This window comes from Pseudomonas sp. HC1(2025), assembly GCF_058742075.1.
This window is the reverse complement of the sequence record NZ_CP196017.1, coordinates 1,454,182-1,479,570: the sequence shown is the minus strand read 5'-3', so window position 1 is coordinate 1,479,570 and position 25,389 is coordinate 1,454,182. Positions and strand designations below refer to the sequence as shown.

Annotated in this window: 28 protein-coding genes, 1 tRNA gene and 1 pseudogene; 18 read left to right on the top strand and 12 right to left on the bottom strand. The window is 61.4% G+C overall.

Features of this window, described 5'->3' with window-relative positions:
- Nucleotides 1-5 precede the first annotated feature (5 nt).
- The gene (locus ACSSVH_RS06550; protein WP_169956708.1) at nucleotides 6-479 is read left to right on the top strand and encodes a peroxiredoxin; all 474 of its coding nucleotides are present in this window, start codon (nucleotides 6-8) and stop codon (nucleotides 477-479) included.
- A gap of 114 nt (nucleotides 480-593) precedes the next feature.
- Here the strand turns inward: ACSSVH_RS06550 and ACSSVH_RS06545 are convergent, their stop codons facing one another.
- Nucleotides 594-833 carry a sulfurtransferase TusA family protein gene (locus ACSSVH_RS06545; RefSeq protein ID WP_169956710.1) on the bottom strand — a complete coding sequence of 80 codons (240 nt, stop codon included), beginning with the start codon at nucleotides 831-833 and terminating at the stop codon, nucleotides 594-596.
- 95 nt (nucleotides 834-928) lie between these two features.
- Between ACSSVH_RS06545 and ACSSVH_RS06540 the strand changes: the two genes are divergently transcribed.
- A complete protein-coding gene (locus ACSSVH_RS06540) occupies nucleotides 929-2,362 on the top strand; it encodes a M48 family metalloprotease (RefSeq protein ID WP_029299078.1) in 1,434 nt (477 codons plus the stop codon).
- A gap of 74 nt (nucleotides 2,363-2,436) precedes the next feature.
- Here the strand turns inward: ACSSVH_RS06540 and ACSSVH_RS06535 are convergent, their stop codons facing one another.
- The 4 genes from ACSSVH_RS06535 to rpoE all read right to left on the bottom strand — a co-directional run bounded on the left by ACSSVH_RS06535 (nucleotide 2,437) and on the right by rpoE (nucleotide 6,288).
- Complete coding sequence (locus ACSSVH_RS06535) at nucleotides 2,437-3,873, bottom strand: DegQ family serine endoprotease (RefSeq protein WP_169956714.1); 1,437 nt, start codon at nucleotides 3,871-3,873, stop codon at nucleotides 2,437-2,439.
- 240 nt (nucleotides 3,874-4,113) lie between these two features.
- Complete coding sequence (locus tag ACSSVH_RS06530; protein ID WP_170058380.1) at nucleotides 4,114-5,070, bottom strand: MucB/RseB C-terminal domain-containing protein; 957 nt, start codon at nucleotides 5,068-5,070, stop codon at nucleotides 4,114-4,116.
- 16 nt (nucleotides 5,071-5,086) lie between these two features.
- Nucleotides 5,087-5,674 (bottom strand): sigma-E factor negative regulatory protein, encoded by a 588-nt coding sequence (locus tag ACSSVH_RS06525; RefSeq protein ID WP_492634241.1) that lies wholly within the window; start codon nucleotides 5,672-5,674, stop codon nucleotides 5,087-5,089.
- Between the two features lie 32 nt (nucleotides 5,675-5,706).
- Nucleotides 5,707-6,288: an RNA polymerase sigma factor RpoE/AlgU gene (gene rpoE, locus ACSSVH_RS06520; RefSeq protein ID WP_003172477.1), complete on the bottom strand. Its 582-nt coding sequence runs from the start codon at nucleotides 6,286-6,288 to the stop codon at nucleotides 5,707-5,709.
- 468 nt (nucleotides 6,289-6,756) lie between these two features.
- Here rpoE and nadB point away from each other — a divergent pair, with 468 nt between their 5' ends.
- Nucleotides 6,757-8,373, top strand: a complete 1,617-nt coding sequence (gene nadB / locus ACSSVH_RS06515) for an L-aspartate oxidase (RefSeq protein WP_169956721.1) — start codon at nucleotides 6,757-6,759, stop codon at nucleotides 8,371-8,373.
- On the opposite strand, the gene ACSSVH_RS06510 is transcribed toward nadB, so the two are convergent.
- Nucleotides 8,342-8,794 (bottom strand): hypothetical protein, encoded by a 453-nt coding sequence (locus tag ACSSVH_RS06510; protein ID WP_169956723.1) that lies wholly within the window; start codon nucleotides 8,792-8,794, stop codon nucleotides 8,342-8,344. The two genes, nadB and ACSSVH_RS06510, sit on opposite strands and share 32 nt — an antisense overlap.
- A complete protein-coding gene (locus ACSSVH_RS06505) occupies nucleotides 8,778-9,032 on the bottom strand; it encodes an FAD assembly factor SdhE (RefSeq protein ID WP_017736358.1) in 255 nt (84 codons plus the stop codon). The genes ACSSVH_RS06510 and ACSSVH_RS06505 overlap by 17 nt, the downstream gene beginning before the upstream one ends.
- Nucleotides 9,033-9,169: 137 nt before the next feature.
- Here ACSSVH_RS06505 and ygfZ point away from each other — a divergent pair, with 137 nt between their 5' ends.
- Together ygfZ and ACSSVH_RS06495 are read left to right on the top strand one after the other, a co-directional pair.
- Complete coding sequence (gene ygfZ / locus ACSSVH_RS06500) at nucleotides 9,170-10,111, top strand: CAF17-like 4Fe-4S cluster assembly/insertion protein YgfZ (protein ID WP_492634240.1); 942 nt, start codon at nucleotides 9,170-9,172, stop codon at nucleotides 10,109-10,111.
- A gap of 36 nt (nucleotides 10,112-10,147) precedes the next feature.
- On the top strand, nucleotides 10,148-10,969 hold the full coding sequence (locus ACSSVH_RS06495) for an HDOD domain-containing protein (protein WP_169956727.1): 822 nt from the start codon (nucleotides 10,148-10,150) through the stop codon (nucleotides 10,967-10,969).
- A 32-nt stretch (nucleotides 10,970-11,001) separates the two neighbouring features.
- Here the strand turns inward: ACSSVH_RS06495 and ACSSVH_RS06490 are convergent, their stop codons facing one another.
- Both ACSSVH_RS06490 and ACSSVH_RS06485 read right to left on the bottom strand, forming a co-directional pair.
- Nucleotides 11,002-12,387, bottom strand: a complete 1,386-nt coding sequence (locus ACSSVH_RS06490) for a sensor histidine kinase (RefSeq protein ID WP_492634239.1) — start codon at nucleotides 12,385-12,387, stop codon at nucleotides 11,002-11,004.
- Nucleotides 12,380-13,051, bottom strand: a complete 672-nt coding sequence (locus ACSSVH_RS06485; protein ID WP_169956731.1) for a response regulator — start codon at nucleotides 13,049-13,051, stop codon at nucleotides 12,380-12,382. Before ACSSVH_RS06485 ends, ACSSVH_RS06490 begins: the two co-directional genes overlap by 8 nt.
- 246 nt (nucleotides 13,052-13,297) lie before the next feature.
- Between ACSSVH_RS06485 and ACSSVH_RS06480 the strand changes: the two genes are divergently transcribed.
- From ACSSVH_RS06480 to ACSSVH_RS06460, 5 genes are all read left to right on the top strand, one after another.
- The gene (locus ACSSVH_RS06480) at nucleotides 13,298-14,590 is read left to right on the top strand and encodes an OprD family porin (RefSeq protein ID WP_169956733.1); all 1,293 of its coding nucleotides are present in this window, start codon (nucleotides 13,298-13,300) and stop codon (nucleotides 14,588-14,590) included.
- Between the two features lie 43 nt (nucleotides 14,591-14,633).
- Nucleotides 14,634-15,617 (top strand): Bug family tripartite tricarboxylate transporter substrate binding protein, encoded by a 984-nt coding sequence (locus tag ACSSVH_RS06475; protein WP_169956735.1) that lies wholly within the window; start codon nucleotides 14,634-14,636, stop codon nucleotides 15,615-15,617.
- Between the two features lie 130 nt (nucleotides 15,618-15,747).
- On the top strand, nucleotides 15,748-16,206 hold the full coding sequence (locus ACSSVH_RS06470) for a tripartite tricarboxylate transporter TctB family protein (protein WP_170042871.1): 459 nt from the start codon (nucleotides 15,748-15,750) through the stop codon (nucleotides 16,204-16,206).
- 1 nt (nucleotide 16,207) lies between these two features.
- Nucleotides 16,208-17,722: a tripartite tricarboxylate transporter permease gene (locus ACSSVH_RS06465; protein WP_169956739.1), complete on the top strand. Its 1,515-nt coding sequence runs from the start codon at nucleotides 16,208-16,210 to the stop codon at nucleotides 17,720-17,722.
- Entirely contained in the window at nucleotides 17,715-18,752 is a 1,038-nt protein-coding gene (locus tag ACSSVH_RS06460) for an AbrB family transcriptional regulator (RefSeq protein ID WP_169956741.1), read from the top strand. The genes ACSSVH_RS06465 and ACSSVH_RS06460 overlap by 8 nt, the downstream gene beginning before the upstream one ends.
- 63 nt (nucleotides 18,753-18,815) lie before the next feature.
- Here the strand turns inward: ACSSVH_RS06460 and ung are convergent, their stop codons facing one another.
- The gene (gene ung / locus ACSSVH_RS06455) at nucleotides 18,816-19,511 is read right to left on the bottom strand and encodes a uracil-DNA glycosylase (protein WP_170042872.1); all 696 of its coding nucleotides are present in this window, start codon (nucleotides 19,509-19,511) and stop codon (nucleotides 18,816-18,818) included.
- Between the two features lie 131 nt (nucleotides 19,512-19,642).
- Between ung and dspII the strand changes: the two genes are divergently transcribed.
- Nucleotides 19,643-20,755: an enoyl-CoA hydratase/isomerase DspII gene (gene dspII, locus ACSSVH_RS06450; protein WP_169956745.1), complete on the top strand. Its 1,113-nt coding sequence runs from the start codon at nucleotides 19,643-19,645 to the stop codon at nucleotides 20,753-20,755.
- Nucleotides 20,756-20,813: 58 nt separating this feature from the next.
- On the opposite strand, the gene ACSSVH_RS06445 is transcribed toward dspII, so the two are convergent.
- A complete protein-coding gene (locus ACSSVH_RS06445; RefSeq protein WP_170058375.1) occupies nucleotides 20,814-21,173 on the bottom strand; it encodes a hypothetical protein in 360 nt (119 codons plus the stop codon).
- Between the two features lie 218 nt (nucleotides 21,174-21,391).
- Here ACSSVH_RS06445 and ACSSVH_RS06440 point away from each other — a divergent pair, with 218 nt between their 5' ends.
- From ACSSVH_RS06440 to ACSSVH_RS06415, 6 genes and pseudogenes are all read left to right on the top strand, one after another.
- Nucleotides 21,392-21,604: a cysteine-rich CWC family protein gene (locus ACSSVH_RS06440; RefSeq protein WP_169956749.1), complete on the top strand. Its 213-nt coding sequence runs from the start codon at nucleotides 21,392-21,394 to the stop codon at nucleotides 21,602-21,604.
- The gene (locus tag ACSSVH_RS06435; RefSeq protein ID WP_170042873.1) at nucleotides 21,604-22,296 is read left to right on the top strand and encodes a pseudouridine synthase; all 693 of its coding nucleotides are present in this window, start codon (nucleotides 21,604-21,606) and stop codon (nucleotides 22,294-22,296) included. Before ACSSVH_RS06440 ends, ACSSVH_RS06435 begins: the two co-directional genes overlap by 1 nt.
- Before the next feature lie 296 nt (nucleotides 22,297-22,592).
- Nucleotides 22,593-23,477, top strand: a complete 885-nt coding sequence (locus ACSSVH_RS06430; protein WP_169956754.1) for an alpha/beta fold hydrolase — start codon at nucleotides 22,593-22,595, stop codon at nucleotides 23,475-23,477.
- Nucleotides 23,478-23,605: 128 nt separating this feature from the next.
- Nucleotides 23,606-23,679, top strand: a tRNA-Gly gene (locus tag ACSSVH_RS06425).
- 159 nt (nucleotides 23,680-23,838) lie between these two features.
- Nucleotides 23,839-23,960 (top strand): annotated as a pseudogene (locus tag ACSSVH_RS06420) (type II toxin-antitoxin system HicB family antitoxin); the annotation flags it as partial.
- Nucleotides 23,961-24,074: 114 nt separating this feature from the next.
- Nucleotides 24,075-24,575 carry a methylated-DNA--[protein]-cysteine S-methyltransferase gene (locus ACSSVH_RS06415; RefSeq protein ID WP_169956756.1) on the top strand — a complete coding sequence of 167 codons (501 nt, stop codon included), beginning with the start codon at nucleotides 24,075-24,077 and terminating at the stop codon, nucleotides 24,573-24,575.
- 13 nt (nucleotides 24,576-24,588) lie between these two features.
- Here the strand turns inward: ACSSVH_RS06415 and ACSSVH_RS06410 are convergent, their stop codons facing one another.
- Nucleotides 24,589-24,735: a hypothetical protein gene (locus tag ACSSVH_RS06410; protein WP_169956758.1), complete on the bottom strand. Its 147-nt coding sequence runs from the start codon at nucleotides 24,733-24,735 to the stop codon at nucleotides 24,589-24,591.
- A gap of 191 nt (nucleotides 24,736-24,926) precedes the next feature.
- Here ACSSVH_RS06410 and ACSSVH_RS06405 point away from each other — a divergent pair, with 191 nt between their 5' ends.
- Nucleotides 24,927-25,349: a low affinity iron permease family protein gene (locus ACSSVH_RS06405; protein ID WP_492634238.1), complete on the top strand. Its 423-nt coding sequence runs from the start codon at nucleotides 24,927-24,929 to the stop codon at nucleotides 25,347-25,349.
- Nucleotides 25,350-25,389 lie beyond the last annotated feature (40 nt).

The following is a 25,389-nucleotide window of genomic DNA, read 5'->3' as shown; positions in this document are numbered from 1 at the left end:
TTTTCATGGCGGTAGTCATCGACACACCGGTCGCCGATTTCCAAGCCCCGGCGACCAGCGGGCAGACGTTCAGCCTTGCCGGCCTCAAGGGCAAGCAAGTGGTGATCTACTTTTACCCTAAAGACAGCACCCCGGGCTGCACCACCGAAGGCCAGGGGTTTCGCGATCACTACGCCGCGTTCCAGGCCGCCAACACCGAAGTGTTTGGCGTGTCCCGGGACAGCGTGAAGTCCCACGAGAACTTCAAGGCCAAGCAAGCTTTCCCCTTTGAGCTGATCAGCGACAAGGACGAGGCAGTTTGCCAGCTGTTTGATGTAATCAAGCTGAAGAAGTTGTACGGCAAGGAATACCTGGGCGTTGATCGCAGCACCTTCCTGATCGACAAGGAAGGCGTGCTGCGCCAGGAATGGCGTGGCGTAAAAGTGCCGGGGCATGTGGAGGCGGTATTGGCCGCGGCACAGGCACTGGACAAGGCTTGATGCGGCTGGTGGCAGTTAGATAGCTATCGCAGGCAAGCCAGCTCCCACATGGGTTCGGTGCTCGACCAGACAACTCGGTAAGTGCGGGAGCCGGGCTTGCCCGCGATGGGGCCATCAGGCCTTGCGCAACCAGTAACGATAGACGCCGTTATCGGCCTCCTCGTGCAACAGCGCATGCCCCGCCAGCTTGGCAAACGTGCGGAAGTCCCGCTGCGAACCCGCATCCGTGGCGATCACCTTGAGCACCGCACCGCTGGCCAGCCGATTGAGTTCCATCTTGGCCTTGAGCAGTGGCAACGGGCAGTTGAGGCCGCTGGCATCGAGCTCGGCGTCGTGGTTTACAGCAGCGGTCATGGTTTTGCTCCAGGCGGCGTCAAGGGGCGCTTAGAATATCTGGTCCCGAGCTCAGTGTCCGGCTACAGTAATGTCTTTGTCGAAAGGCTTTGTGCATGACTTTTTTGCGCCCTACCCTGCTGACGCTGGCTTGCCTGCTTGCCTCTCCAGGCTTCGCCGACGACCTGCCGTCACTTGGCGACGCCAGTTCTGCCATTGTCTCGCCACAACAGGAACACCAACTGGGCCGGGCGTGGCTGGCATTTCTGCGCGGCCAGGTCTCGGTCCTCAATGACCCGCAACTCAAGGATTACGTCGAGACCAGCGTCTACAAACTGGTGGAGACCAGCCAGGTCAATGACCGGCGCCTGGAGTTCATCCTGATCAACAGCCCTCAGCTCAACGCATTTGCTGCGCCGGGCGGGATTGTCGGGGTCAACGGCGGCCTGTTTCTCAATGCCCAGACCGAAGGCGAGTACGCCTCGGTGATGGCCCACGAACTGGCGCACTTGTCACAGCGCCACTTCGCCCGGGGCGTGGAAGCCCAGCAACGGATGCAGATCCCGATGATGGCCGCGCTGCTCGGCGGGATTATCGCTGCTGCCGCCGGCGCCGGGGATGCCGGGATTGCCGCGATTGCCGGCAGCCAGGCCGCCGCGATCCAGGAGCAGCGGCGCTTCTCCCGGCAGAATGAGCAAGAGGCCGACCGCATCGGCATCCTCAATATGGTCAAGGCCGGCTACGACCCGCGCTCGATGCCGACCATGTTCGAGCGCTTGATGCGCCAATACCGCTTCGATGCCAAGCCTCCAGAATTCCTGCTGACACACCCGGTCACCGAATCGCGGATCGCCGATACGCGCAACCGCGCCGAACAGGCCAAGACCGGCGGCACCGAAGACAGCCTGCGCTATCAACTGATTCGCGCCAGGGTCCAGCTGTATTACGAAGATACGCCCGGCTTGGCCGCCAAGCGCTTCCGCGCCCAGCTGGATGAGAACCCGAAGAGCGATGTGGCGCGTTATGGCCTGGCCATCGCCCAGATCAAGGGCACCCAGCTCAACGAGGCACGGGAAACCCTCAAGCCGCTGCTGGCCAAGGCGCCCAACGACATCACCTATAACCTGGCGCAGATCGAGTTGGATATCACCAACAATCGCATGCCCGACGCGCAGCAACGCACCGACCGCATGCTGGCCCAATACCCCAGCAACTACCCGCTGAACCAGGTGCGCGTGGACTTGCTGCTCAAGCAGAACCGCACCGCCGACGCGGAAAAAGCCCTGGAAGGCCTGCTCAAGTCGCGCTCCGACGATCCCGACGTGTGGTACCAGGTCGCCGAAACCCGCGGGCTATCCGGCAATATCATCGGCCTGCATCAAGCCCGCGCCGAGTACTTTGCGTTGGTCGGCGACTTCCAGCAGGCGATCCAGCAACTGGACTTTGCCAAGCGCCGGGCCGGCAGCAACTTCCCGCTGTCGTCACGTATTGATGCGCGCCAGCGAGAGCTGATCGAACAGGAACGCATCGTCAAAGGCATGATGAGCTAAATCCAGCGCCCACAAAAAAGCCCCGCTCTCGACTATCAAGAGCGGGGCTTTCTTATTGACCGACTGCTAGCGGATTACTCGGCCAGCTTGAAGGTGATGAAGCTGGCACGCCCTTGACGCAGGACCCGCATCGACACCGAGCGATTCTTCGGCAGCGCCTTGGCGATGTCGGTGAATTCCTTGGTGGAGTTGATGGCCTGGTTGTTCAAGTGGGTGATCACGTCGCCTGGTTGCAGGCCAATCAGGGCGGCCGGGCCGTCCTGGACTTCCTTGATCACCACACCGCTCTTGAGGTCGAAGCTCTTCTTCTGCTCGTCGGTCAACTCGACGACGGCAATGCCCAGGCGGTTGCTGCTGCGCTCGGCACCCGATTTACCACCCAGCGCGCCAAGCTCCTGGCCTTCTTCAGGGATCGCGCCCACGGTCAGCTCGACGTTCTGGCGCTTGCCTTCGCGGATCACTTCCAGCTTGGCCTTACTGCCCGCCTTGAGTGCGCCGACCAGATGCGGCAGGTCAGCCGACATGACAATTGGCTGGCCGTTCATGCTCAGGATCACATCGCCAACCTGCAAGCCACCTTTAGCCGCCGGGCCGTCGTCCTGGATCTGCGCAACCAGGGCGCCGGCAGGCTTGTCCAGGCCAAAGGATTCGGCCAGGTCTTTGTTCACTTCCTGGATCACCACGCCCAACCAGCCACGGCTGACCTTGCCACCCGCTTTAAGTTGGTTGGAAACGTCCATGGCCACATCAATCGGGATGGCGAAGGAGACGCCCATGAAACCGCCGGAACGGGTGTAGATCTGCGAGTTGATCCCCACCACTTCGCCCGCCAGGTTAAATAGCGGACCACCGGAGTTACCCGGGTTGATCGGTACGTCGGTCTGGATGAACGGTACGTAGTTCTCGTTCGGCAGGCTGCGGCCGATGGCACTGACGATGCCTTGGGTCACGGTGTGGTCGAAGCCAAACGGCGAACCAATGGCTACCACCCACTGCCCGGCCTTCAGGTCCTGGGACTTGCCCAGTTTCAGCACGGGCAGGTCCTTGCCTTCGATTTTCAGCAAGGCCACGTCGGAGCGTGGATCGGTGCCGACCAACTTGGCCTTCAGTTCACTACGATCAGCCAGGCGCACGAGGATCTCGTCCGCGTCGGCGATCACATGATTGTTGGTCAGGATGTAGCCGTCAGGCGAAATGATAAAACCCGAGCCCAGGGATTGGGCTTCGCGCTGGCCACCACCACCGCCACGGGGCGAACGGGGCTGGGGCATGCCACGCTCGAAGAACTCCCGCAGCATCGGCGGTAGGCCTTCGAGATCAGGCATCTGCTGGTTCGAGACTTTACGATCCGGCAGCTTCTGGGTGGTACTGATATTCACCACGGCAGGCGAGGCCTGCTCTACCAGTTGGGTGAAGTCAGGCAACTCCGCCGCTTGCGCGGCAACGGCCTGACCCAGCACCAGCACCGTGGCGACTATGGATAGGTAAGATTTCAAACGTGGTATCGACATACAGCTCCCGTTACGACGAGCAGGGTTGGGCGACAGGGTTCAATAAACGCCGAAGACTACTACTAGCGACGTCAATATTGCGTGAACAACGCAAGGCCAGAGCCGAGAAGCTCTGACCTATAAAAAACATAAGGAGATTTTGCAAGTGAAAATACTCTCCAGACATTTCATGTTCTGCGCAGCAAAGCAGGCATTTCCTGCATCACTGTGAACGATCTGGATGAGCATAGGATTAACGGCTCACGGCTTTTCGGGTGCCGGGCCACTGCGAACCGACAGGGCGATGCGTTCGGCGGTGCCCAGGGGAATCTCACCGACCACCGTGGCCACGACCTCGCCCTCAGTGGTGGTCATGCGGCGAGAGACAGCAACCGTAGGCCCCAACTGCACCCGGCTTTCGGTCGCGGCTTCGCCACTGACGGGCTCGAGGAACAGCGAAAAGCGCGCCAGCCCGTCCTCATACATCAGGCTGGTGACCACCACCTGAGTCTGGGAGTCCTTGCGCGCCGTGCTGCGGGCCAACTGGAAGCCGGGCGGCAGCCAGCTTGGATGCCAGGCCTGGGGCTCTATTACTTCATCGGCCTTGCTGCTGGCGACCGACAGTGGCTTGCAGTCCTGGCCGGGCTGCAAATCGCTTTCATCCGGGGTTTTGGTGCTCAGTTGAGTGAACTGGAAACGTTCCAGCAACTGGCCTTTGTCATTGATCAGCAATGACTTGAGCGGCAGCGCGGTTTCACGGTCCAGATGCAGCTCGAACCCGTAACGATATTGATCACGTGGCGCCAACGAGACGATCACCGCCTTGCGACCAGCCACACGCGATTTACCAATAACGGCAAGTTCGTAAAAAGAACTGAGTTTTTGTGGATCAAGGACTTGGGCCGGAGCGCCGGGCAGACTGCCCAGACCCGCCACCAGGCTGCCACTGACGCACTGGGTGCGCCCATCGACCCGGACAACTTCCTGGGCCGAGCCATCGAGCTGCAGCAGTCGTTCGCTAACCTGGCCATTCTGGACACGATGCCAGATGTCATGGGTAGAGAAACTACCGTTACGCTCGTAGATAAACGTGCCTTGGTAGCTTTGCTGCTGCTCTGCCCGCCCAAGACGCTTCAGCCAATCCTGGGCTTCATCGGCATGGGCAGGTACTGCAAACCAGCCACTGAGCAAAAGCGCAAGGAGCGGTATGGCGCGCATAAGGCTCCTTAGCGGTCTAGCGGTTTTCCAGGCTTGCAGCGCGAGCGTATGGCAGTGCGCTTTCGGTACCCTTTACAGCCGACTCTTGAGCGTGCTGGCGCAGATAACCTGGCAGACGCTGGTCCTGCCAGCCGGATTGCCCTTGAAGCACGCCGTTGGCCATTGGGCCTGTCGCGTCAGAGCTTTCCTTGTAGCCGGCCAGGACAGCCGGGCCCTTGACTTGCGGACCAGCCATGACCGGCTGCTGGATTTGCTGGGCCAGTTCGGCACCGGCGATTTCGTCCTGGTTGTACAGGCGTACACCGGCCAGTACGGCCACTGTCACCGAGGCAGCGACCGCCAGGCGACCGAGGCTACGCCAAGGACCGCGGGTGGCTTTTGCCGGAACGGCTTCATCGGCCAGCGCAGCAGAAACGGCCGCAGCAATATCCAGACGAGGGATTAGTAGATCCTTATGCATCACCGCCCGAGCGACTTGGTAACGAGACCAGGTATCACGGGTTTGGGCATCATCAAATGCATTGAGCACTCGACGAAGTTCCAGTTCATCCGCTTCGTTATCCATCACTGCGGACAGCGATTCCTGCAGGGCATCACGACTCATGGCGGTTCCTCTCTTGGCTGTCGCCGCTGTCTTTAGTTTTCCTGCAACAACGGTTGCAGGGCTTTATCGATGGCTTCCCGAGCCCGGAAAATCCGGGAGCGTACGGTCCCCACCGGACATTGCATGACGCTCGCAATGTCCTCGTAACTCAGACCATCGAATTCACGTAAAGTTAATGCCGTACGTAAATCTTCTGGCAGTTGCTGAATAGTGCGATGGACAGTGCCTTCGATCTCGTCGCGCAGCAATGCACGCTCCGGCGACTCGAGATCCTTGAGGCCGTGATCACCATCGTAGAATTCTGCATCTTCCGAACTCACATCACTATCAGGTGGGCGGCGTCCGCGAGACACCAGATAGTTCTTCGCCGTGTTGATGGCGATGCGATACAGCCACGTGTAAAACGCACTGTCACCGCGAAAATTACCGAGTGCACGGTAGGCCTTGATAAAGGCTTCCTGTGCAACGTCCTGCGCTTCATGGGTGTCGTGCACGAACCGCACGATCAACCCGAGAATTTTGTGCTGGTATTTCAGCACTAGCAGATCAAATGCGCGCTTGTCGCCGCGTTGAACGCGCTCGACCAGCTGCTGATCCTCTTCCTGGGTTAGCATGAACACTCCTCGTTGTACTTGAAGGAGGCTTGCATAACTAAACGATCAGGCTTGCAAACATAGACTAGGACTTTTCGCAAAAGTTCTCCCCCTTCAAGCAAGTTTCCGGTGGGCTCTGTTTTGGCACACACGAAAAACGCAGCGCGGGCATAGCCGGCTGCGTGAATAATCTTGTCGCCGGTTTTCTGACACTCCCATGTTCCAGGCCAATCAGTAAAACCAACGTTTTCCCAGCTTTCGGGCATCCTGTTATGGAGTCGGGCGTGATGCAAAAGTTCCCATCTCGACACCGGACCGCCTCATCAAAGCCGTGCAGTTCGTTCACCATAGTTTCACAATGCCACGAATGCCCGGCTATTGTGCCGATAGCCCCCTCTATATACTAGTGGGCCGTGTGACCCTTTGATTCGCCGATCCAGGCGTCCTGTTTGCGCCACCCCTCGGATCGCTTTTTGCGGAATCCCATAAATGAGCCAACAGTTTCAACACGATGTCCTGGTGATTGGTAGCGGTGCCGCCGGCTTGAGCCTTGCGCTGACCCTGCCGAGCCATCTGCGCATAGCCGTACTGAGCAAGGGCGACCTGGCCAACGGCTCGACGTTCTGGGCCCAGGGCGGGGTTGCCGCCGTGCTGGATGACACCGACACGGTGCAATCCCACGTTGAAGACACCCTCAACGCCGGCGGCGGCCTGTGCAATGAAGAAGCGGTACGTTTCACCGTCGAACACAGCCGCGAAGCCATCCAATGGCTGATCGACCAGGGGGTTCCATTTACCCGCGATGAACATGCCGGCAGTGATGACGGTGGTTTCGAGTTCCACTTGACCCGCGAAGGCGGCCACAGTCACCGGCGCATCATCCATGCCGCCGATGCCACCGGCGCTGCGATCTTCAAGACCTTGCTCGCCCAGGCCCGGCAACGACCGAACATCGAACTGCTCGAACAACGGGTCGCCGTCGACCTGATCACCGAAAAACGCCTGGGCCTGGCAGGCGAGCGCTGCCTCGGGGCCTACGTGCTCAACCGCGCCAGCGGCGAAGTCGATACCTACGGCGCACGCTTTACCATCCTCGCTTCAGGGGGCGCCGCCAAAGTCTATCTCTACACCAGCAACCCCGATGGCGCCTGCGGGGATGGCATCGCCATGGCCTGGCGTTCGGGCTGCCGGGTGGCGAACCTGGAGTTCAACCAGTTCCACCCCACCTGCCTGTATCACCCCCAGGCCAAGAGTTTCCTGATCACCGAGGCCCTGCGCGGTGAAGGTGCACACTTGAAACTGCCGAACGGTGAACGTTTCATGCAACGCTTCGACCCGCGCGCCGAACTGGCCCCCCGGGATATCGTGGCCCGCGCCATCGACCACGAAATGAAACGCCTGGGCATCGATTGCGTCTACCTGGACATCAGCCACAAGCCCGCCGACTTCATCAAGACCCACTTCCCGACGGTCTACGAGCGCTGCCTGGCCTTCAATATCGATATCACCAAAGGGCCGATCCCAGTGGTCCCGGCGGCGCATTACACCTGCGGCGGGGTGATGGTCGACCAGCACGGGCGCACCGACGTGCCTGGTCTGTACGCCATCGGCGAGACCAGCTTCACCGGCCTGCACGGCGCCAACCGCATGGCCAGCAACTCACTGCTCGAATGCTTCGTCTACGCCCGTTCCGCCGCTGCCGACATCCTCGAGCAACTGCCGCGCATCCCGGTGCCGGCCGCCCTGCCCCGCTGGGATGCCAGCCAGGTCACCGACTCGGACGAAGACGTGATCATCGCCCACAACTGGGACGAACTGCGGCGCTTCATGTGGGACTACGTGGGGATTGTGCGCACCAACAAGCGCTTGGCGCGGGCGCAGCACCGGGTTCGATTGCTGCTCGATGAGATCGATGAGTTCTACAGCAACTACAAGGTCAGCCGTGACCTGATCGAGTTGCGCAACCTGGCCCAGGTCGCCGAGCTGATGATCCGCTCGGCCATGGCGCGCAAGGAAAGCCGCGGCCTGCATTACACCCTCGACTACCCGCAGATGCTGCCCGAAGCCCTCGACACTATCCTGGTGCCAACCACCTACGGCGGCTGAACTTCAAGCGCACGCGCAGGCGTCGATGCACATCGGCGGCCTGCGAACCGCGCGGCACACACACCGAGCGTACCCGCCACTCCCCCGGCAACCGGTAGCGCAGCACCACGATCAGCGGCAACGCCAGGCTGTCGGGGCGCAACTGCACAGCGTGCCAACCCCGCGCCGCGCTCCACAGTTGCCAGCCGTCGGCATTGCGCCGCAGGCCACGAACCGACGAATGGTGAGTCAAGCGAACCTGGCGCGGCAGCGCCCACGCGGCATGGGCCAGGCACACCAGCACACCGAGTGCAGCCATCGATAAAGGCACAGCCAGCAGGCACAGCGCACCGAGTGCAAGCACCTGGGCGAGGAGATACGCCGCCAGCAGAAGCCCGCAGGCCTGCCAGCGGCATTCGAAGGTATTACTTGGGCTGGACACGATCCAGGATCATCCGGACCATGCGCTGCAGCTCCGGATCTTCTGATTCGGCACGCTCCATGAACCAGCCGAACATATCCTGATCTTCGCAGGTCAGCAGCCTGACGTAGAGGTCGCGGTCCACCTTATCGAGGGTGGCGTACACCTCTTTGGTGAACGGCACCAGCAACACATCCAACTCCAGCATGCCGCGACGGCTGTGCCAGTACAGACGATTGATTTCTACATCTTCGACCATGGAGCGCTCCTCAAATAGGGCGCAAGTATACAGGCCCACGCCCCTCGGAACAGTCGGCTTTGGTCGGGCTTATGAAACTACCCATTTGCCGGGCGCCCCTCTATGATGCACCCATGACTTTCCAACTGCGATGACCCATGGCTGACTCTGCTTTCTTCTGCCCCCTGTCCCACGAAGGCGTCCTGGCCGTTCGCGGCGCTGACGCGGCCAAGTTCCTCCAGGGGCAACTGACCTGCAACCTCAACTACCTCGACGACACCCACGCCAGCCTCGGCGCGCGCTGCACCCAAAAGGGGCGCATGCAGTCGAGCTTCCGCATCGTGCTGCAAGGTGACGGCGTGCTGCTGGCCATGGCCAGCGAACTGCTTGAACCACAGCTGGCGGACTTGAAGAAGTACGCGGTGTTTTCCAAGTCCAAGCTGACAGACGAAAGCGCCGCCTGGGTCCGCTTCGGCCTGGCCGACGCCGATCAGGCAATCGCCAGCCTGGGCCTGGACTTGCCCGTCGAGACCGACAGTGTGGCGCGCCATGCAGAACTGATCGCCATTCGCGTCTCCCCCGGCCGCGCCGAACTCTGGGCGCCCGCCGCGCAAGCCGACACCCTGCGCAGCCAACTGGGCGCAACACTCATCCAAGGCGACCTCAATAGCTGGCTGCTGGGGCAGATCCGCGCCGGCATCGGCCAGGTCATGGCCCAGACCCGCGAGCTGTTCATCCCGCAGATGCTCAACCTGCAAGCGGTCGGTGGCGTGAGCTTCAAAAAGGGCTGCTACACCGGCCAGGAGATCGTCGCCCGCATGCAATACCTGGGCAAGCTCAAGCGCCGCCTCTACCGCCTGAGCCTGGACGGCAGTGCATTGCCCGAGCCTGGTACGCCACTGTTCGCGCCCAGCCACAACAGTGCCATCGGCGAAGTGGTGATCGCTGCGCGGGCCGACGAAGGGATTGAACTTCTGGCGGTGCTGCAAGCCGAAGCAGCCGACAGTGGCGACGTGCATTTAGGTACGCTGGAAGGCGCGGGCCTCAAGTTGCTTGACCTGCCTTACCAACTGGACCGTGATCGCGAGATCCAGCGGTAATCGCCGGACCCTTTTGCAACACCCTAGAGAGCATGAATGAACAAACTGGCGGAAAAAGTCCAACAGGCGTTGGTGATGGCCATCGATAACGATGACCTGGTTCTGCCCACGTTACCGGAAGTGGCCCTGAAAATTCGTCAGGCCGCCGAAGACCCCGAAGTCAGCATCAGCCATTTGAGCAAAGTCATCGGCCGCGACACCGCCCTGACGGCGCGACTGATCAAGGTCGTCAACAGCCCATTGTTGCGGGCCTCCCAGGAGGTGACCGACCTGCATACCGCCATCACGCGCCTGGGCACCAACTACAGCAGCAACCTGGCGATTGGCCTGGTGATGGAACAGATATTCCACGCCCGCTCAGAAGCCGTGGAACAAAAAATGCGTGAAGTATGGCGCCGCAGCCTGGAAGTGGCCGGCGTCTGCTACGCCTTGTGCCGTAACCACAGCCAGCTCAAGCCGGACCAGGCCGCACTCGGCGGGCTGGTTCACCAGATCGGCGTGCTGCCGATCCTGACCTACGCCGAAGATCACTATGAACTGCTCTCCGACCCGGTCAGCCTCAACCATGTGATCGATAGCATCCACCCGCTGCTGGGGGACAAGCTCTTGCGCGGCTGGGACTTCCCGGAAATGCTGGTGAATGTGCCCGCACACTACCAGGACCTTGAGCGCGACTCGGCCAGCCTGGATTATGTCGACCTGGTGCAAGTGGCCGTGCTGTATTGCCACAAGAACACCCATCACCCGTTGGCCAACACTGCGCTGTCGAACTTGCCGTCATTCAAGAAACTGCGCATCGACCCGCTCAACGCAGCGGTACGTACCGAGCTGGACGAAGCGCGCTCGATGTTCTACTGAGCCGGCTTGCCGGCAATAGCGGTGGATCGCTCTCAGCCGGCGATAAAACTCACCCGCACCTTGAGCCCTTTCAGCTCGCCATCATGCAGGCTGATCTGGGCCAGGTGCGCGCGGCAGATTTCACCGACAATCGCCAAGCCCAGCCCCGACCCCGCGCCCTGCTGGTTACGCCGATAGAAGCGCTCGAACACCCGGTCGCGCTCATCCTGCGGAATACCCGGGCCGTCGTCTTCCACTTCCAGTACCGCTGGCGCCGTCACCCGCAGGATCACATTGCCGCCTGACGGCGTGTGTGCCAGGGCGTTATCCACCAGGTTGCTCAACAGCTCGTTCAGCAAGGTCGGCTCGCCGCGCAGCCACACCGGCTCATCCGCCTCCAACGCCAGCGCCACACCCCGCGCATGGGCCAGGGGCGCCATGGCCATGCCCAACTCACGGGCCAGTTGACTGAGGTCGAGCAACTGCGCGCCACCTTCGGCAATTGCCCGCGCCCCGTTTTCGATGCGTGCCAGAGACAGCAGTTGATTGGCCAAGTGGGTCAAGCGATCCGTGCCTTGTGCCGCCGTTTCCAGGGTACTGCGCCAAACCGCCGGATCCTCGGCGCGCAGGCCCAATTCCAGCCGGGCCTTGAGGGCGGCCAGCGGAGTGCGCAACTCGTGGGAGGCGTCGGCAATAAACTGTGCCTGGCGCTCGAACTGCCCGCGCAGGCGCTCGGTAAAGTGGTTCAACGCCCGCACCAGCGGCCCGAGTTCGTGTTGCACTTCAACCAGCGGCAGCGGCCGCAGGTCATCCGGCTGACGCTCCTCCACCGCCGTGCGCAAACGCTCCAGCGGGCGTAGCGCCGCACTCACCGCAAACCACACCAGCAGCAAGGCGCCGATGGCCAGCATGCCCAGGCGCAACAGGGTGTCGGCCATCAGGCTGCGGGCCATGCTGACGCGGGCTTCGTCGGTTTCGGCCACGCGGATTTCTGCCATGCCGTTCATGTTCGGCTCCGACACTGCCTTGAGCAGGCTCACCACCCGTACATTCTGCCCCTGGTACTTGGCGTTATAGAACCGCGCCAAGGCCGGGTAATCGTCGGTGCGCGGCGTACCGGGCGGCGGGCCGGGCAGGTGTTCGTAGCCAGAAATCAGCTTCTGGTGAATATCATTGACCTGGTAGTAAATCCGCCCGGCACTGTCATAGGCGAATGTGTCCAGCGCCACGTAGGGCACATCGGCACTCAAGGTGCCGTCGCGCTGGGACAGGCCGGCGGCGATGGTGCGTGCCGAGGCCAGCAGGGTGCGGTCGTAGGCGGTGTCTGCAGCCTCGCGACCGTTCCAGTAGGCGCTCAGGCCGCTGGCCAGCATCAGCACTACCAACAGCAGTGCCAGGTTCCACAGCAGGCGCCAACGCAGGCTGCTGTGCTTACGCATCGCGCGCTTCCAGCAGGTAGCCAAGGCCGCGGAAGGTGACGATGGCGACCGGCTGGCCATCGAGCTTCTTGCGCAAGCGGTGCACATAGATTTCGATCGCGTCGGGGCTCGCTTCCTCGTCCAGGCCGAACACCTGGGATGCCAGTTGCTCCTTGCTCATGACCCGGCCAGGGCGGGCGATCAACGCTTCGAGCACGGCCTGCTCGCGGGAGGTCAACGTCAGCAGTTCACCGGCGAGGGTAAAACGCCGGGTTTCCACGTCATACACCAGCACACCACAGGTCTGCTGCCGCTCGCCGCCCAGCACGCTGCGGCGCAACAGCGCCTTGACCCTGGCTTCCAGTTCGGTCAATTCGAAGGGCTTGGCCAGGTAGTCGTCGGCGCCCAGGTTAAGGCCATGCACCCGATCCTTTACATCGCTGCGGGCGGTGAGCATCAACACCGGCAGATTTTTCCCACGAGCCCGCAGGCGCGCCAGTACCTCGAAACCATCCATGCGCGGCAGGCCCACATCGAGAATCGCCACGGCGTATTCCTCGCTGCTCAAGGCCAGGTCCGCCGCCACGCCATCGTGCAACACGTCCACCGTCAACCCCGTGCTCTTGAGCGCCTGGGCCACACTTTCGGCCAGTTGCAGATGGTCTTCGACGAGCAGGACACGCATGGATTCATACCTCGTTAAGGGGTGGCCGATGCCGCCCTCTGTTTACCAACTCGCGGCGCAGTTTACAGCCGCGGCCTCTGCTGTGAAGCCCGAAAACATTGAAAGGACGCTGAAAGGTTAGTGAAAGGTTCGCCCATTAGCATCCAGAAACGGACGGTTACACCTTCCGAGCTATTTCACCCATAGCGCCCGAAAAACGCCTCGAAGCGTTTTCGCCCCATAAGAACAATAACGGAGTGCATCACGATGCTGTCGACACAGCCCCAGGCTTGCCCGCCTGTTCGTTTTTCCCGCCTGACCCAGACCGCCCTCGCCAGTGCCGCTGCCCTTGCCGGCTTTTCGCCGCTTAGCCAGGCTGCCTTCTTCGAAGACAGTAGCGCGACCCTGGAAACCCGCAACATGTACTTCAACCGCGACTTTCGCGACGGTACCAGCGCGCAACAATCCAAGCGCGACGAATGGGCCCAGGGCTTCATGCTCAACCTGCAATCGGGCTACACCGACGGCACCGTCGGTTTTGGCGTGGATGCGCTGGGCATGCTCGGGGTCAAGCTCGACTCCAGCCCAGACCGCACCGGCACTGGCCTGCTGCCCACCCACGATGATGGCCGCGCCGCTGACGAGTACTCGAAGCTGGGGTTGACCGGCAAAGTGAAAATCTCCGCCACCGAGCTGAAAATCGGCTCGCTGATCCCCGAGCTGCCAATCCTCAAGCCCAACGACGGGCGCATCCTGCCGCAGACCTTCAACGGCGGCCTGCTGACCTCCAAGGAGTTCAAGAACCTGACCTTCACCGGCGGGCGCCTGGACAAGGCCAAGGACCGCGATGACACCAACTACGAGGACATCGCCCTCAACAACAAAAACAGCCGCTTCGTCGGCGGGGCCACCGGCAAGCACTTCAACTTCGGCGGCGTGGACTACAAGTTTGCCGAGAAGGCCACCGCCAGCTACCACTTCGCCCAACTGGACGACGTGTACCGCCAGCACTTCCTCGGCCTGGTCGCCTCCACCCCGATGGGTCCCGGCACCTTCGGCACCGATCTGCGCCTGGCCATCAGTGACGACACCGGCAGCGCACGCGGCGGCAGCATTGACAACAAATCCCTCAACGGCATTTTCAGCTACGCCCTCAACGGCCATAAACTGAGCGCCGGCTACCAGCACATGTCCGGCGACAGTGCATTCCCGTATGTGGATGGCAGCGACCCGTACCTGGTCAACTTTGTCCAGATCAACGACTTTGCCGGCGCCGAGGAACGCTCCTGGCAGGCGCGCTATGACTATGACTTCGCCAAGCTGGGGATCCCCGGCCTGAGCTTCATGAGCCGCTACCTGTCCGGCGACAACATCCAACTCAAGAACGGCGACACCGGCAAAGAGTGGGAACGCAACACCGAGATCAAATACGTAGTGCAAAGCGGCACGCTCAAGGATGTGGCCGTGCGCCTGCGTAATGCCACCTACCGCTCCAACTACTCGGCCCGGGACGCAGACGAAGTGCGCGTGCTGGTCAGTTACAGCGTCGCCCTGTGGTAACCCTGAAAGTCATACCCCAATAACAACAATGACGGAGTTCCCCATGTCCTCATCCCTGCGTAAATTTGCCCTGGCCGCCGGCTGCATGCTGTTTGCCGGCCAGCTGCTGGCGGCCGAAGAACCCAAGCGCCCGGAATGCATCGCACCGGCCTCCCCCGGCGGTGGTTTTGACCTGACCTGCAAACTGGTGCAAAGCGCACTGGTCAACGAAAAACTGCTGAGCAAGCCGATGCGCGTGACCTACATGCCCGGCGGCGTGGGCGCGGTGGCCTATAACGCCGTGGTGGCCCAGCGCCCTGCCGATGCCGGCACGCTGGTGGCGTGGTCCAGCGGTTCGCTGCTGAACCTGGCACAGGGCAAGTTCGGGCGGTTTGATGAAAGCGCGGTGAAATGGCTGGCGGCGGTTGGCACCAGCTATGGCGCGATTGCGGTGAAAGCCGATTCTCCCTACAAGAGCCTGGATGACCTGGTACAGGCCCTGAAGAAAGATCCGAGCAAAGTGGTGATTGGTTCCGGCGGCACCGTGGGCAGCCAGGACTGGATGCAAACCGCGCTGATCGCCAAGGCTGCCGGAATCAACCCCCGTGACCTGCGTTATGTGGCCCTCGAAGGCGGCGGTGAAATCGCCACGGCCCTGCTCGGTGGACATATTCAGGTGGGCAGTACCGACATCTCCGACTCCATGCCACACATCCTCAGCGGCGACATGCGCCTGCTGGCGGTGTTCTCCGAAGAGCGCCTGGACGAGCCGGAAATGAAGAATATTCCGACCGCCAAAGAGCAAGGCTACGACATCGTCTGGCCGGTGGTGCGTGGCTTCTACCTCGGGCCAAAAGTCAGCGATGCCGACTACGCCTGGTGGAAAGAGGCGTTCGACAAACTGCTGGCCTCCGAAGAGTTCGCCAAGCTGCGTGACCAGCGCGAGTTGTTCCCGTTCGCCCTGACCGGCCCGGAGCTGGACACCTACGTGAAGAAACAAGTGGCTGACTACAAAGTGCTGGCCAAAGAGTTCGGCCTGATCCAGTAATCGCCCCTCTGTGGGAGCGGGCTTGCTCGCGAAAAACCGCAACGATGACGCGTGCTGCCTGGATACACGCGATGTCCTTGCGTTCTTCGTGAGCCAGCTTGCGCCTACAAGAGTCGCAAAGGAGTTTCCTATGCTCTTACAACGCATTTTCGCCGCGGTGTTGCTGCTGGCCTGCGCCTGCCTGGCACTGATGGCCTGGCCGTACCAGGCGTCATTTTCCTACGAGCCGGTGGGACCTCGGGCCTACCCGCTGTTGATGCTCGGGCTGATGAGCCTGGCATTGATCTACATGCTGATTCGCCCGCAGCCGACCAAGCACACCGAAGAAGAACCCGCGCTGGACCGCCAGACCCTGGTCAAGATCGGCATCTGCGTGGCACTGCTGATCGTGTTCGCCGGCACCTTCGAACCCTTGGGTTTCATTCTCAGCAGCATGCTGATCGGCATCCCCATGGCGCGCCTGTATGGCGGCCGCTGGATGCCCAGCGTGGTGATCGTCAGCCTGATGGCCATCGGCCTTTATCTGCTCTTCGATAAAGCCATGGATGTTCCGCTGCCCCTCGGCCTGCTCGACGTTCTGGAGAACTGATATGGATACTTTTGGCTATTTGGGCCAGGGTTTCGGCGTCGCGCTGAGCCCCTACAACCTGGTGACCGCACTGTGCGGCACCCTGATCGGCACCGTGGTCGGCCTGTTGCCGGGCCTAGGCCCGATCAACGGCGTGGCGTTGTTGATCCCCATCGCCTTCGCCCTGGGCCTGCCGCCGGAATCGGCGCTGATCCTGCTGGCAGCCGTGTACCTGGGCTGTGAATATGGCGGGCGTATCAGCTCGATCCTGCTGAACATCCCCGGCGAAGCCTCCACCGTAATGACCACCCTCGACGGCTACCCAATGGCCCGCAAAGGCCTGGCCGGCGTGGCGCTGTCGTTGTCGGCATGGAGTTCGTTTATCGGCGCGTTTATCGCCACCTGCGGCATGGTGCTGTTTGCCCCGCTGCTGGCCAAATGGGCGATTGCCTTCGGCCCGGCGGAATATTTCGTCCTGATGGTATTTGCCATTGTCTGCCTGGGCGGCATGGCCGGTGACAAACCGCTGAAGACGTTTGTGGCCGCGCTGATCGGCTTGTTTCTCTCGGCAGTCGGTATCGACGCCAACAGCGGCGTGTACCGTTTTACCGGGGACAACATTCACCTGACCGACGGCATCCAGTTTGTAGTGCTGGTCCTGGGCCTGTTCTCCATCAGCGAGATCCTGTTGCTGCTGGAAAAAACCCACCGCGGCCAGGAAGCGGTCAAGGCCACCGGGCGGATGATGTTTAACCTGAAGGAAGCGTCTTCGGTATTCGTCGTCAATATCCGTTGCGGCCTGCTGGGTTTCATCATGGGCGTACTGCCCGGTGCGGGCGCCACCTTGGCGTCAGCTGTGGCCTACATGACCGAGAAACGCCTGGCCGGTGCCAGCGGCAAATTCGGCCAGGGCGACATGCGCGGCCTGGCTGCGCCGGAAACCGCCATCGGCGCTTCCGCCTGCGGCGCCCTGGTCCCCATGCTGACCCTCGGCGTACCCGGTTCGGGCACCACCGCCGTGATGATCGGCGCGCTGTCGCTGTACAACATCACGCCGGGCCCACTGTTGTTCCAACAGCAACCGGATATCGTCTGGGGCCTGATCGCCTCGTTGTTTATCGCCAACATCATGCTGGTGATCCTCAACATCCCGATGATCCGCATCTTCACCCGCATCCTTGCCGTGCCGAACTGGGCGCTGGTGCCGGTGATCGCCATCATCACCGCGATTGGTGTGTACGCGGTCCACGCCACCACCTTCGACCTGTTCCTGATGGTGGGCATCGGTATCTTCGGCTACATCCTGCGCAAGCTGGACTTCCCGCTGTCGCCGGTGTTGCTGGGCTTTATCCTCGGCGGCCTGATGGAGCAGAACCTGCGCCGGGCGCTGTCGATCTCCAACGGTGACCTGCAGATCCTCTGGTCGAGCCCGATCACCTTTGGTGTCTGGGTACTGACGGCATTGATGCTGGCCTTCCCGCTGATCCGCATCTACCGCAAACGGGCCCTGCAGCGTCGCGCCGTGGCCGATGTCTGAAGTCACCTTTAAACAATGGTGGGGAACACCGCTGGTCGGCCTGGCCGGCGGTTACCTGGCCAGCCTGATCGGCTGGCCTTTGCCGTATATGGTCGGCTCGCTGCTGGCGATCATCCTGGTGCGTTGCCTCACACCCTGGCAGTTGGCCGAAATTCCCGGCGGGCGCAAATGCGGCCAATGGGTGGTGGGCATCGGCATCGGCCTGCACTTCACCCCGGTGGTGATCGAGCAGGTGATGAGCCACTTTGGCCTGATCTTCTTCGGCGCGCTGGTCACCAGCCTGTCGAGCATTGTCGGCGTGTGGTTGATGCGCCGCAGCGGTGAGGATCGCGCCACGGCGTTTTTCTCAAGCATGCCGGGCGGGTCCGGGGAGATGGTCAACCTCGGCGCGCGCAATGGCGCGGTGCTCAGTCGCGTGGCGGCTGGCCAGAGTCTGCGGGTGTTGCTGGTGGTGCTGTGCGTGCCGGCGATCTTCAAGTACTTGCTGGGCGGCGGTGCGCCACAGTTTCACCCGGCTCCCGTGGATTGGGCCTGGCTGGCCCTGCTGTTTCCGATCGGCGCCCTGGTGGCCTGGGGCTGGCAGCGCCTGCGCCAACCCAACCCCTGGTTGTTCGGGCCGTTGCTGGTCAGTGCCATCGCCAGCATCACCTGGGATCTGCACATCGGCCTGCCCGATGGTGGCAGCCAGATCGGCCAATGGTTGATCGGCAGCGGCCTGGGCTGCCACTTCAACCGGCAGTTCTTCCGCCGGGCACCGTCGTTCATGGGCCGTACGGTGATCGGCACGCTGCTGACCATGTTGATCGCCACCCTGGCGGCGGTGGGCCTGAGTGCGTTGACGCAGTTGGATTTGCGTTCGCTGACCCTGGGGATGATGCCAGGAGGAATTGCCGAGATGAGCCTGACGGCGGAAACCTTGCAACTGTCGGTGCCGTTAGTGACGGCGATGCAAGTGATGCGGCTGTTGTTTGTGTTGTTCCTCGCGGAGCCGTTATTCCGCCATTGGAACCGCCAGCCGGGCACCCTCTAAAACCTGGCACAACCCTAAAGCGGGAGCGGGTTTGCTCGCTCCCACCTCCTCAGGTGTTGAACTTCAGAGCGGCGGCACTCGCCACTCGATCGGCGTCTCGCCGTTCTGCTCAAGAAACTTGTTCGTCCGGCTGAAATGCCCACACCCCAAAAACCCGCGATAAGCCGATAACGGTGACGGATGCACCGAGGTCAGCACCAGGTGTTTGGTCGCGTCGATCAGCTTCTGCTTGCCCTGAGCATGGGCGCCCCACAGCAGGAACACCAGGTGCGGCTGATGCTCGCTGACCAACTCGATCACCCGGTCGGTGAAGAACTGCCAGCCCTTGCCCGCATGGGCGTTGGCATTCGCGCGCTCCACGGTCATGGTGGTGTTGAGCATCAATACACCTTGGTCGGCCCAGCTTTGCAGGCAGCCGTGGCTGGGGATGTCGATATTGAGGTCGCGCTTGAGCTCTTTATAGATATTGACCAGGGACGGCGGCGTCGGCACGCCCGGTTGTACCGAGAAGCACAGGCCATGGGCCTGGCCGGGGCCGTGGTACGGGTCCTGGCCGAGGATCACCACCTTGACCTTGTCCAACGGCGTGGAGTTGAGCGCATTGAAGATCAGCGGGCCCGGCGGGTAGATTTCCTTGCCCGCCGCATGTTCCTGGCGCAGGAACTCACGCAGCTCGGTCATGTACGGTTGCTCGAACTCTTCGCGCAGGGCGTGTTTCCAGCTCGGTTCGAGTTTGATACGGTCGTCGGCAGTCATCAGAAACACATCATGTAAAAAGAATGGGCGAACCCTAGGAAAGCCCACTCCACTTGTCAATTGATCTGACGCAGAACCGGCACTTTCCCCCGAAGGGATCATACTCAACGTTCAATTTACCGATTGAGGTCATGATGAATCTGCACTTCGAAGAGCTCACTGGCACAGACGGTGCCCGTATCGGCATCGCCAGCCTGGACGCGGAAAAGTCCCTCAATGCCCTCTCGCTCCCGATGATCCAGGCCCTCGGCGAACGCCTGGACAGTTGGGCGCGCAATCCGCAGATCGTCTGCGTGCTGCTGCGCGGCAACGGTGCCAAGGCGTTTTGCGCCGGCGGTGAAGTGCGCAGCCTGGCCCAGGCCTGCCGAGAGCACCCGGGTGAAGTGCCGGCGCTGGCCGCGCAGTTTTTTGCGGCCGAGTACCGCCTGGACTACCACCTGCACACCTACCCCAAGCCGCTGATTTGCTGGGGCCATGGCTATGTGCTGGGCGGGGGCATGGGGTTGCTGCAAAGCGCCGCTATCCGCATCGTCACCCCGAGCAGCCGCCTGGCCATGCCGGAAATCAGCATCGGCCTGTACCCGGATGTGGGCGCCAGTTGGTTCCTCTCGCGCCTGCCCGGCAAACTGGGGCTGTTCCTGGGCCTCACCGGCGCCCATATGAATGGGCGCGACGCCCTCGACCTGGGCCTGGCCGACCGTTTCCTGCTGGACGAACAACAGGGCGAAATGCTCGAAGGCCTGTTGCAATTGAACTGGCAGGAGCAGACCGCGATGCAGCTCAACAGCTTGTTCAAGGCCCTGGCCCAGGAAGCTGCCAGCCAGCAGCCAGAACCACAGTGGCTGCCGCGACGCCCACAGATCGACGAATGGCTGGATGTAGGCGACGTGCAGTGCGCCTGGCGCGCCTTGAGCCAACTGCGCGAGCATGCCGACCCGCTCTTCAGCCGGGCCGGCAAGACCTTGAGCGAGGGCTGCCCGCTGACCGCGCACCTGGTGTGGGAACAGATCCGACGGGCGCGGCACCTGTCCCTGTCAGAAGTTTTCCAGATGGAATACACCTTGAGCCTCAATTGCTGTCGGCATCCGGAATTCAGCGAGGGAGTACGGGCCCGCCTGATCGACAAGGATCAGCAGCCCCACTGGCATTGGCCGGATATCAAGCGCATTCCCGAGGCCGTGGTCGAGGCGCACTTTCACAAGGCCTGGGAAGGACGGCATCCGCTGGCAGATCTGTCGGATCGATGACATGTGGCGGCCAGCCACAAAAAACGGCGCATGACGCGCCGTTCCAAAGATAAGCGGATTACCTGTGCCCGCCACGGCCTCCTCCATGATCACCACCCCGGCCACCTCTATGCCCCTGGCCACCATTGCCCCGGTGGTCACCCCAACTCTGGCTGGGGTATGGCCGGTAACCCGGCCTTGGCCCGGCTTGATAGTAACGGGGGGCCGGCTGGTAATAGCGCGGCGCCGGGTAATAGCGTGGTGGCGGTGCGTAATAGCCCCGCCGGTACTGGTAGGACGGGCCACCGCCGTAGTAATAGACCGGCGCGGGCGCGGTATAGACTTCGGATCGATAGTAGCTGGAGCCTCCATCGTAATAAGGCACGCAGGCAGAAAGGGTCAAGCCGAGTACAGCGCTGAGGAGCAATCGACGATACATGGCGGCCTCCTGGACCGCGGAAGAGCACACACCAGCGACGCTGGGGGGCGCCACACAGCTTTTGCTGAATGACAGAAGATCAGACATCAAAAACCGAATCTGGTGCGACTTGGACATAGATTGATACATCTGTGGCGCAATAAACCGCCCAGGCCTGTATCGTGCCAGGGACACCGGGTTTCACTGGGATCTTGACTGAATTACGCCTGAACCGACCGATGACCACTCCCACACTTTGCCCCGCCTGCGGCGCCCGCAACGACTGCACCTTGGCCGACCCGCGCACCGCTGACCGTGCCTGCTGGTGCTACAGCGTCACCATCGACCCCAAGCTGCTCGAAGCCCTGGCGCCGGAACTGCGCAACACGGCCTGCCTGTGCCCGCGCTGTGCCCAGGTCGACGCCCAATTGCGCGGGGTCGAGCCCCGGTAATGCGTATCGACCGCTTCCTCAGTAACCTGCCCCGCTTCAATCGCCAGCAAGTGCGCCTGCTACTGGCAGAGCGCCGGATCAGCGTCGATGGGCAGCCGGTTACCGACCCGCGCCAGGACGTTCGCGAGTTCAGCCGTGTGGAGTGTGATGGCCAGATCCTGCAAGCGGGCAAACCCGCACGTTATTTCATGCTGCACAAGCCACAAGGCTGCGTGAGTGCCACTGTCGATCCCCAGCATCCCACTGTCCTTGATCTGCTGGATGAGCCGGACAAGAGCGACCTGCATATCGCTGGCCGCCTGGACTTCAACACCACCGGGCTGATGCTGATCACCAATGATGGCCAGTGGTCCCGACGCCTGACACAGCCCCACACCAAGCTGCCCAAGGTCTACTACGTCGAGACCGAACAGGAGATTGGCCCGGAGTATGCCGCGACGTTCCGCGCCGGCCTGTACTTCGCCTTCGAGGACCTGACCACCCAACCGGCCGACCTGCAAGTGCTGGGCCCCAAAAGCGCGCGCCTGAGCATCATTGAAGGGCGTTATCACCAGGTAAAGCGCATGTTCGGGCACTTCGACAACAAGGTGATACGCCTGCATCGCGAATGCATGGGGCCGCTGGTGCTGGATGAACGGCTCGCTCCCGGCCAGTATCGGCCGCTGAGCGACGCGGAAATCTGCCAGATATGACCGTTCAGCCGGTGATAGCCCAAACTGCGGGGTGAAGCTTGCGACCTGGCCCGCCTCCTGCTTGAATCAAAACGCCAGCCGCATTCTGACTGGCGAGTCACCCAACCTTCCAAGAAACACTGTGCCTGCCCACACCGCTTGACGTGCGGGCCATGGCAAGTTGCCCGCCATAACAACACCCGTCGGCCAGTTTCATCGGACCGACATGGGCCTCCTTTCAAGGCGTATGCCTACCTGTCACAAAGCTCGTGCAGAGTGATCTGCGCGCACCACCCGCTTGCCAGGAGTCTTACGACATGAGGCCAGAAATCGCTGTGCTGGATATACAGGGTCAGTATCGGGTTTACACGGAGTTCTATCGCGCGGACGCTGCTCAAAAGACCATCATCCTGGTCAACGGCTCCATGGCCACCACTGCGTCTTTCGCCCAGACCGTGAAAAGCCTGTACCCGCAATTTAATGTGGTTTTGTACGATCAGCCCTACGCCGGTCGCTCCAAAGCCCACAACCGCCACGAGCAAATGCTGACGAAGGACATTGAAGGCCAGATCCTCCTGGAACTCATCGACCACTTCGCCGCCGAGCATGTGCTGTCGTTTTCCTGGGGCGGCGTCGCCACCCTCGTCGCCTTGTCCCAGCGCCCTCGCCGCGTGGAAAAAGCCGTGATCAGCTCGTTCTCGCCGCTGATCAACGCGCCGATGCGCGACTACCTGGAACGTGGCGTCGACTACCTCGGCAACCTCGACCGCCACAGCGTCGGCAACCTGGTCAACAGCACCATCGGCAAACACCTGCCGCCGCTGTTCAAGCGCTTCAACTATCGGCACGTCAGCACCCTGGCCGAGCACGAGTACGGGCAGATGCACTATCACATCAGCCAGGTGCTCAATAGCGACCGCCAGTGCTACCTCAAGGCTGCACGGCAGATCGACATTCCAGTGCTGTTCTTGAACGGCGAGTGGGATGAATACACCAGCGCCGAAGACGCCAAACTGTTCGGGCAACATGTGGCCAAAAGCAGCTTCGGCACCATCCAGGCCACCGGGCACTTCCTGGACATGGAGCACAAGGCCGCGTGCAACGACAGCCGGCAGGCATTGATGGGCTTTTTGAAACCGGAACAGTCGGTGAATCGACTGCGGTATCACCAGGGCCAGGCCCTGCATGCACTTGCGATTTGAATGCGACCTGGGTGGGCACGACTGCCCAGGGTTGCCTGAACATTTCGGCTGACGCTCGCAACTTGCACATTTTTCAAAGAAAAACTTCAAATCGCCGCGCAGTTCTGGTACAAAGTCAGCCGCTCTGAGCGGGTATAGTTTAGTGGCAAAACGAAAGCTTCCCAAGCTTTAGTTGAGGGTTCGATTCCCTCTACCCGCTCCACTCAATTGCCCTCCTCCACCTGCTTCGCCGGGGTTGGGGATGAAGAAAAAACCGGCCCATGTGGCCGGTTTTTTTATGCCTGGAATTTGCCAGTAAAACCCGCAATCCCCCCTCCTGCAGCCTTGTCCCGCGCTCATACACTGCTTTCAGCATCTGCCGGCGCAGAAGCTCAACATCACGCTGCCTGGCTATTTGCTCAACCGAATTGATGCGTACTGCATCCCCCGGAAGAAAAAAGCCGCTCGGGGTTCCTCGCGTCGCCAGCGTTGAAGTTACTGTAACAACAGCGGTGACACCGCCGAATTTGACCGCAAGAAACGTAGTTCACCCACCCGCGATGAGCGCTAAAGTGCAGGCCTGTCCGCTAAATGATCCGCGCAACAAGGAGCCCACTCATGCCGTGTGAATACAAACTGATGCCCTCCCCCGTCGGCCAACTGACCCTGGTTGCCCGCAACGGCAAGCTCGCCGCCATCCTGTGGGAAACCGAGCGCGCCAACCGTGTGCGCCTGGGCGAACTGGTAGAGGTCAACCACAGCCCGGTGCTGCTGGAGGCCGAGCGACAGTTGAACGAGTATTTTGCCGGCACCCGCGACCGCTTCGAGCTGGAACTGGACTTTGACGGTACCGAGTTCCAGAAAAAAGTCTGGAGCGCACTGTTGACCATTCCTTTCGGTGAGACCCGCAGCTACAGCCAGATCGCTACGCAGATCGGCAACCCCAAGGCCGTGCGCGCGGTCGGTGCGGCGAACGGGCGCAATCCGATTTCGATCGTCGCGCCCTGCCATCGGGTGATCGGTGCTTCGGGCGGGCTGACCGGGTTTGCCGGCGGGCTTGAAGCCAAGCAGTATTTGCTGACCCTCGAGGATGGCGAGGCTACAAGGTCGTTGTTCTGACAGCCACCAAGCGCTAGGGCTGATCAGCCTTGGAATCCTTCAACTGCACCGAGGATTTGCTGCCGTCGGTGTTGTCTTGGGTTTCATTGTTAGAACTGTCGAAACAGCCTTGCAACAACACCAGGCAGCAGGCCAGGCAGAGAGTACGAGAGAGGCTCATGATCACGCTTCCATTTTGACGGGGTGATGAAATAGTGACCGGCCTACACCAGCAGGGTTCGATGCCTGCGCCTCGAACCTGCCCAACGGTTGCACAGCCCCGTCAAATTCATGCAGGTCAGCAATTGTAAAAAGAAATTTCAGCGTGCCGCCACGGTCAGTACTTCATCAGCACCTAACTGGAGCATCACCATGAAGTTCTCGACCCTTTCCCAATCCCTTGCCCGCTGGGCAGGCAGCGCCCGTACCTTCTTTGCGGCAGTGGTGTTGATTGTGCTGTGGGGCGTCAGCGGCCCTTGGTTTCACTACAACGACACATGGCAATTGGTGGTCAACACGTCCACCACCATCATCACCTTCCTGATGGTGTTCCTGATCCAGAACACCCAGAACCGTGACAGCGACATGTTGCATATCAAGATTGATGAGTTGCTGCGGGTGACCAAGGATGCACAGAACGCGGTACTGAGCCTCGATGGCCTGGACTTCAAAGCCCTGGAAAAACTGCGCAGCGAATACCGTACCCTGGGCGAGCGCCAAACCGTCAGCCTCGGCGGCGACAGCACAGCAGCGGCCCCAGGCGACTCAGTCAAGACCGACCTGAACCAGGCATAAAAAAACGGCGGTTGGATCAGCTCCAACCGCCGCTTGCATG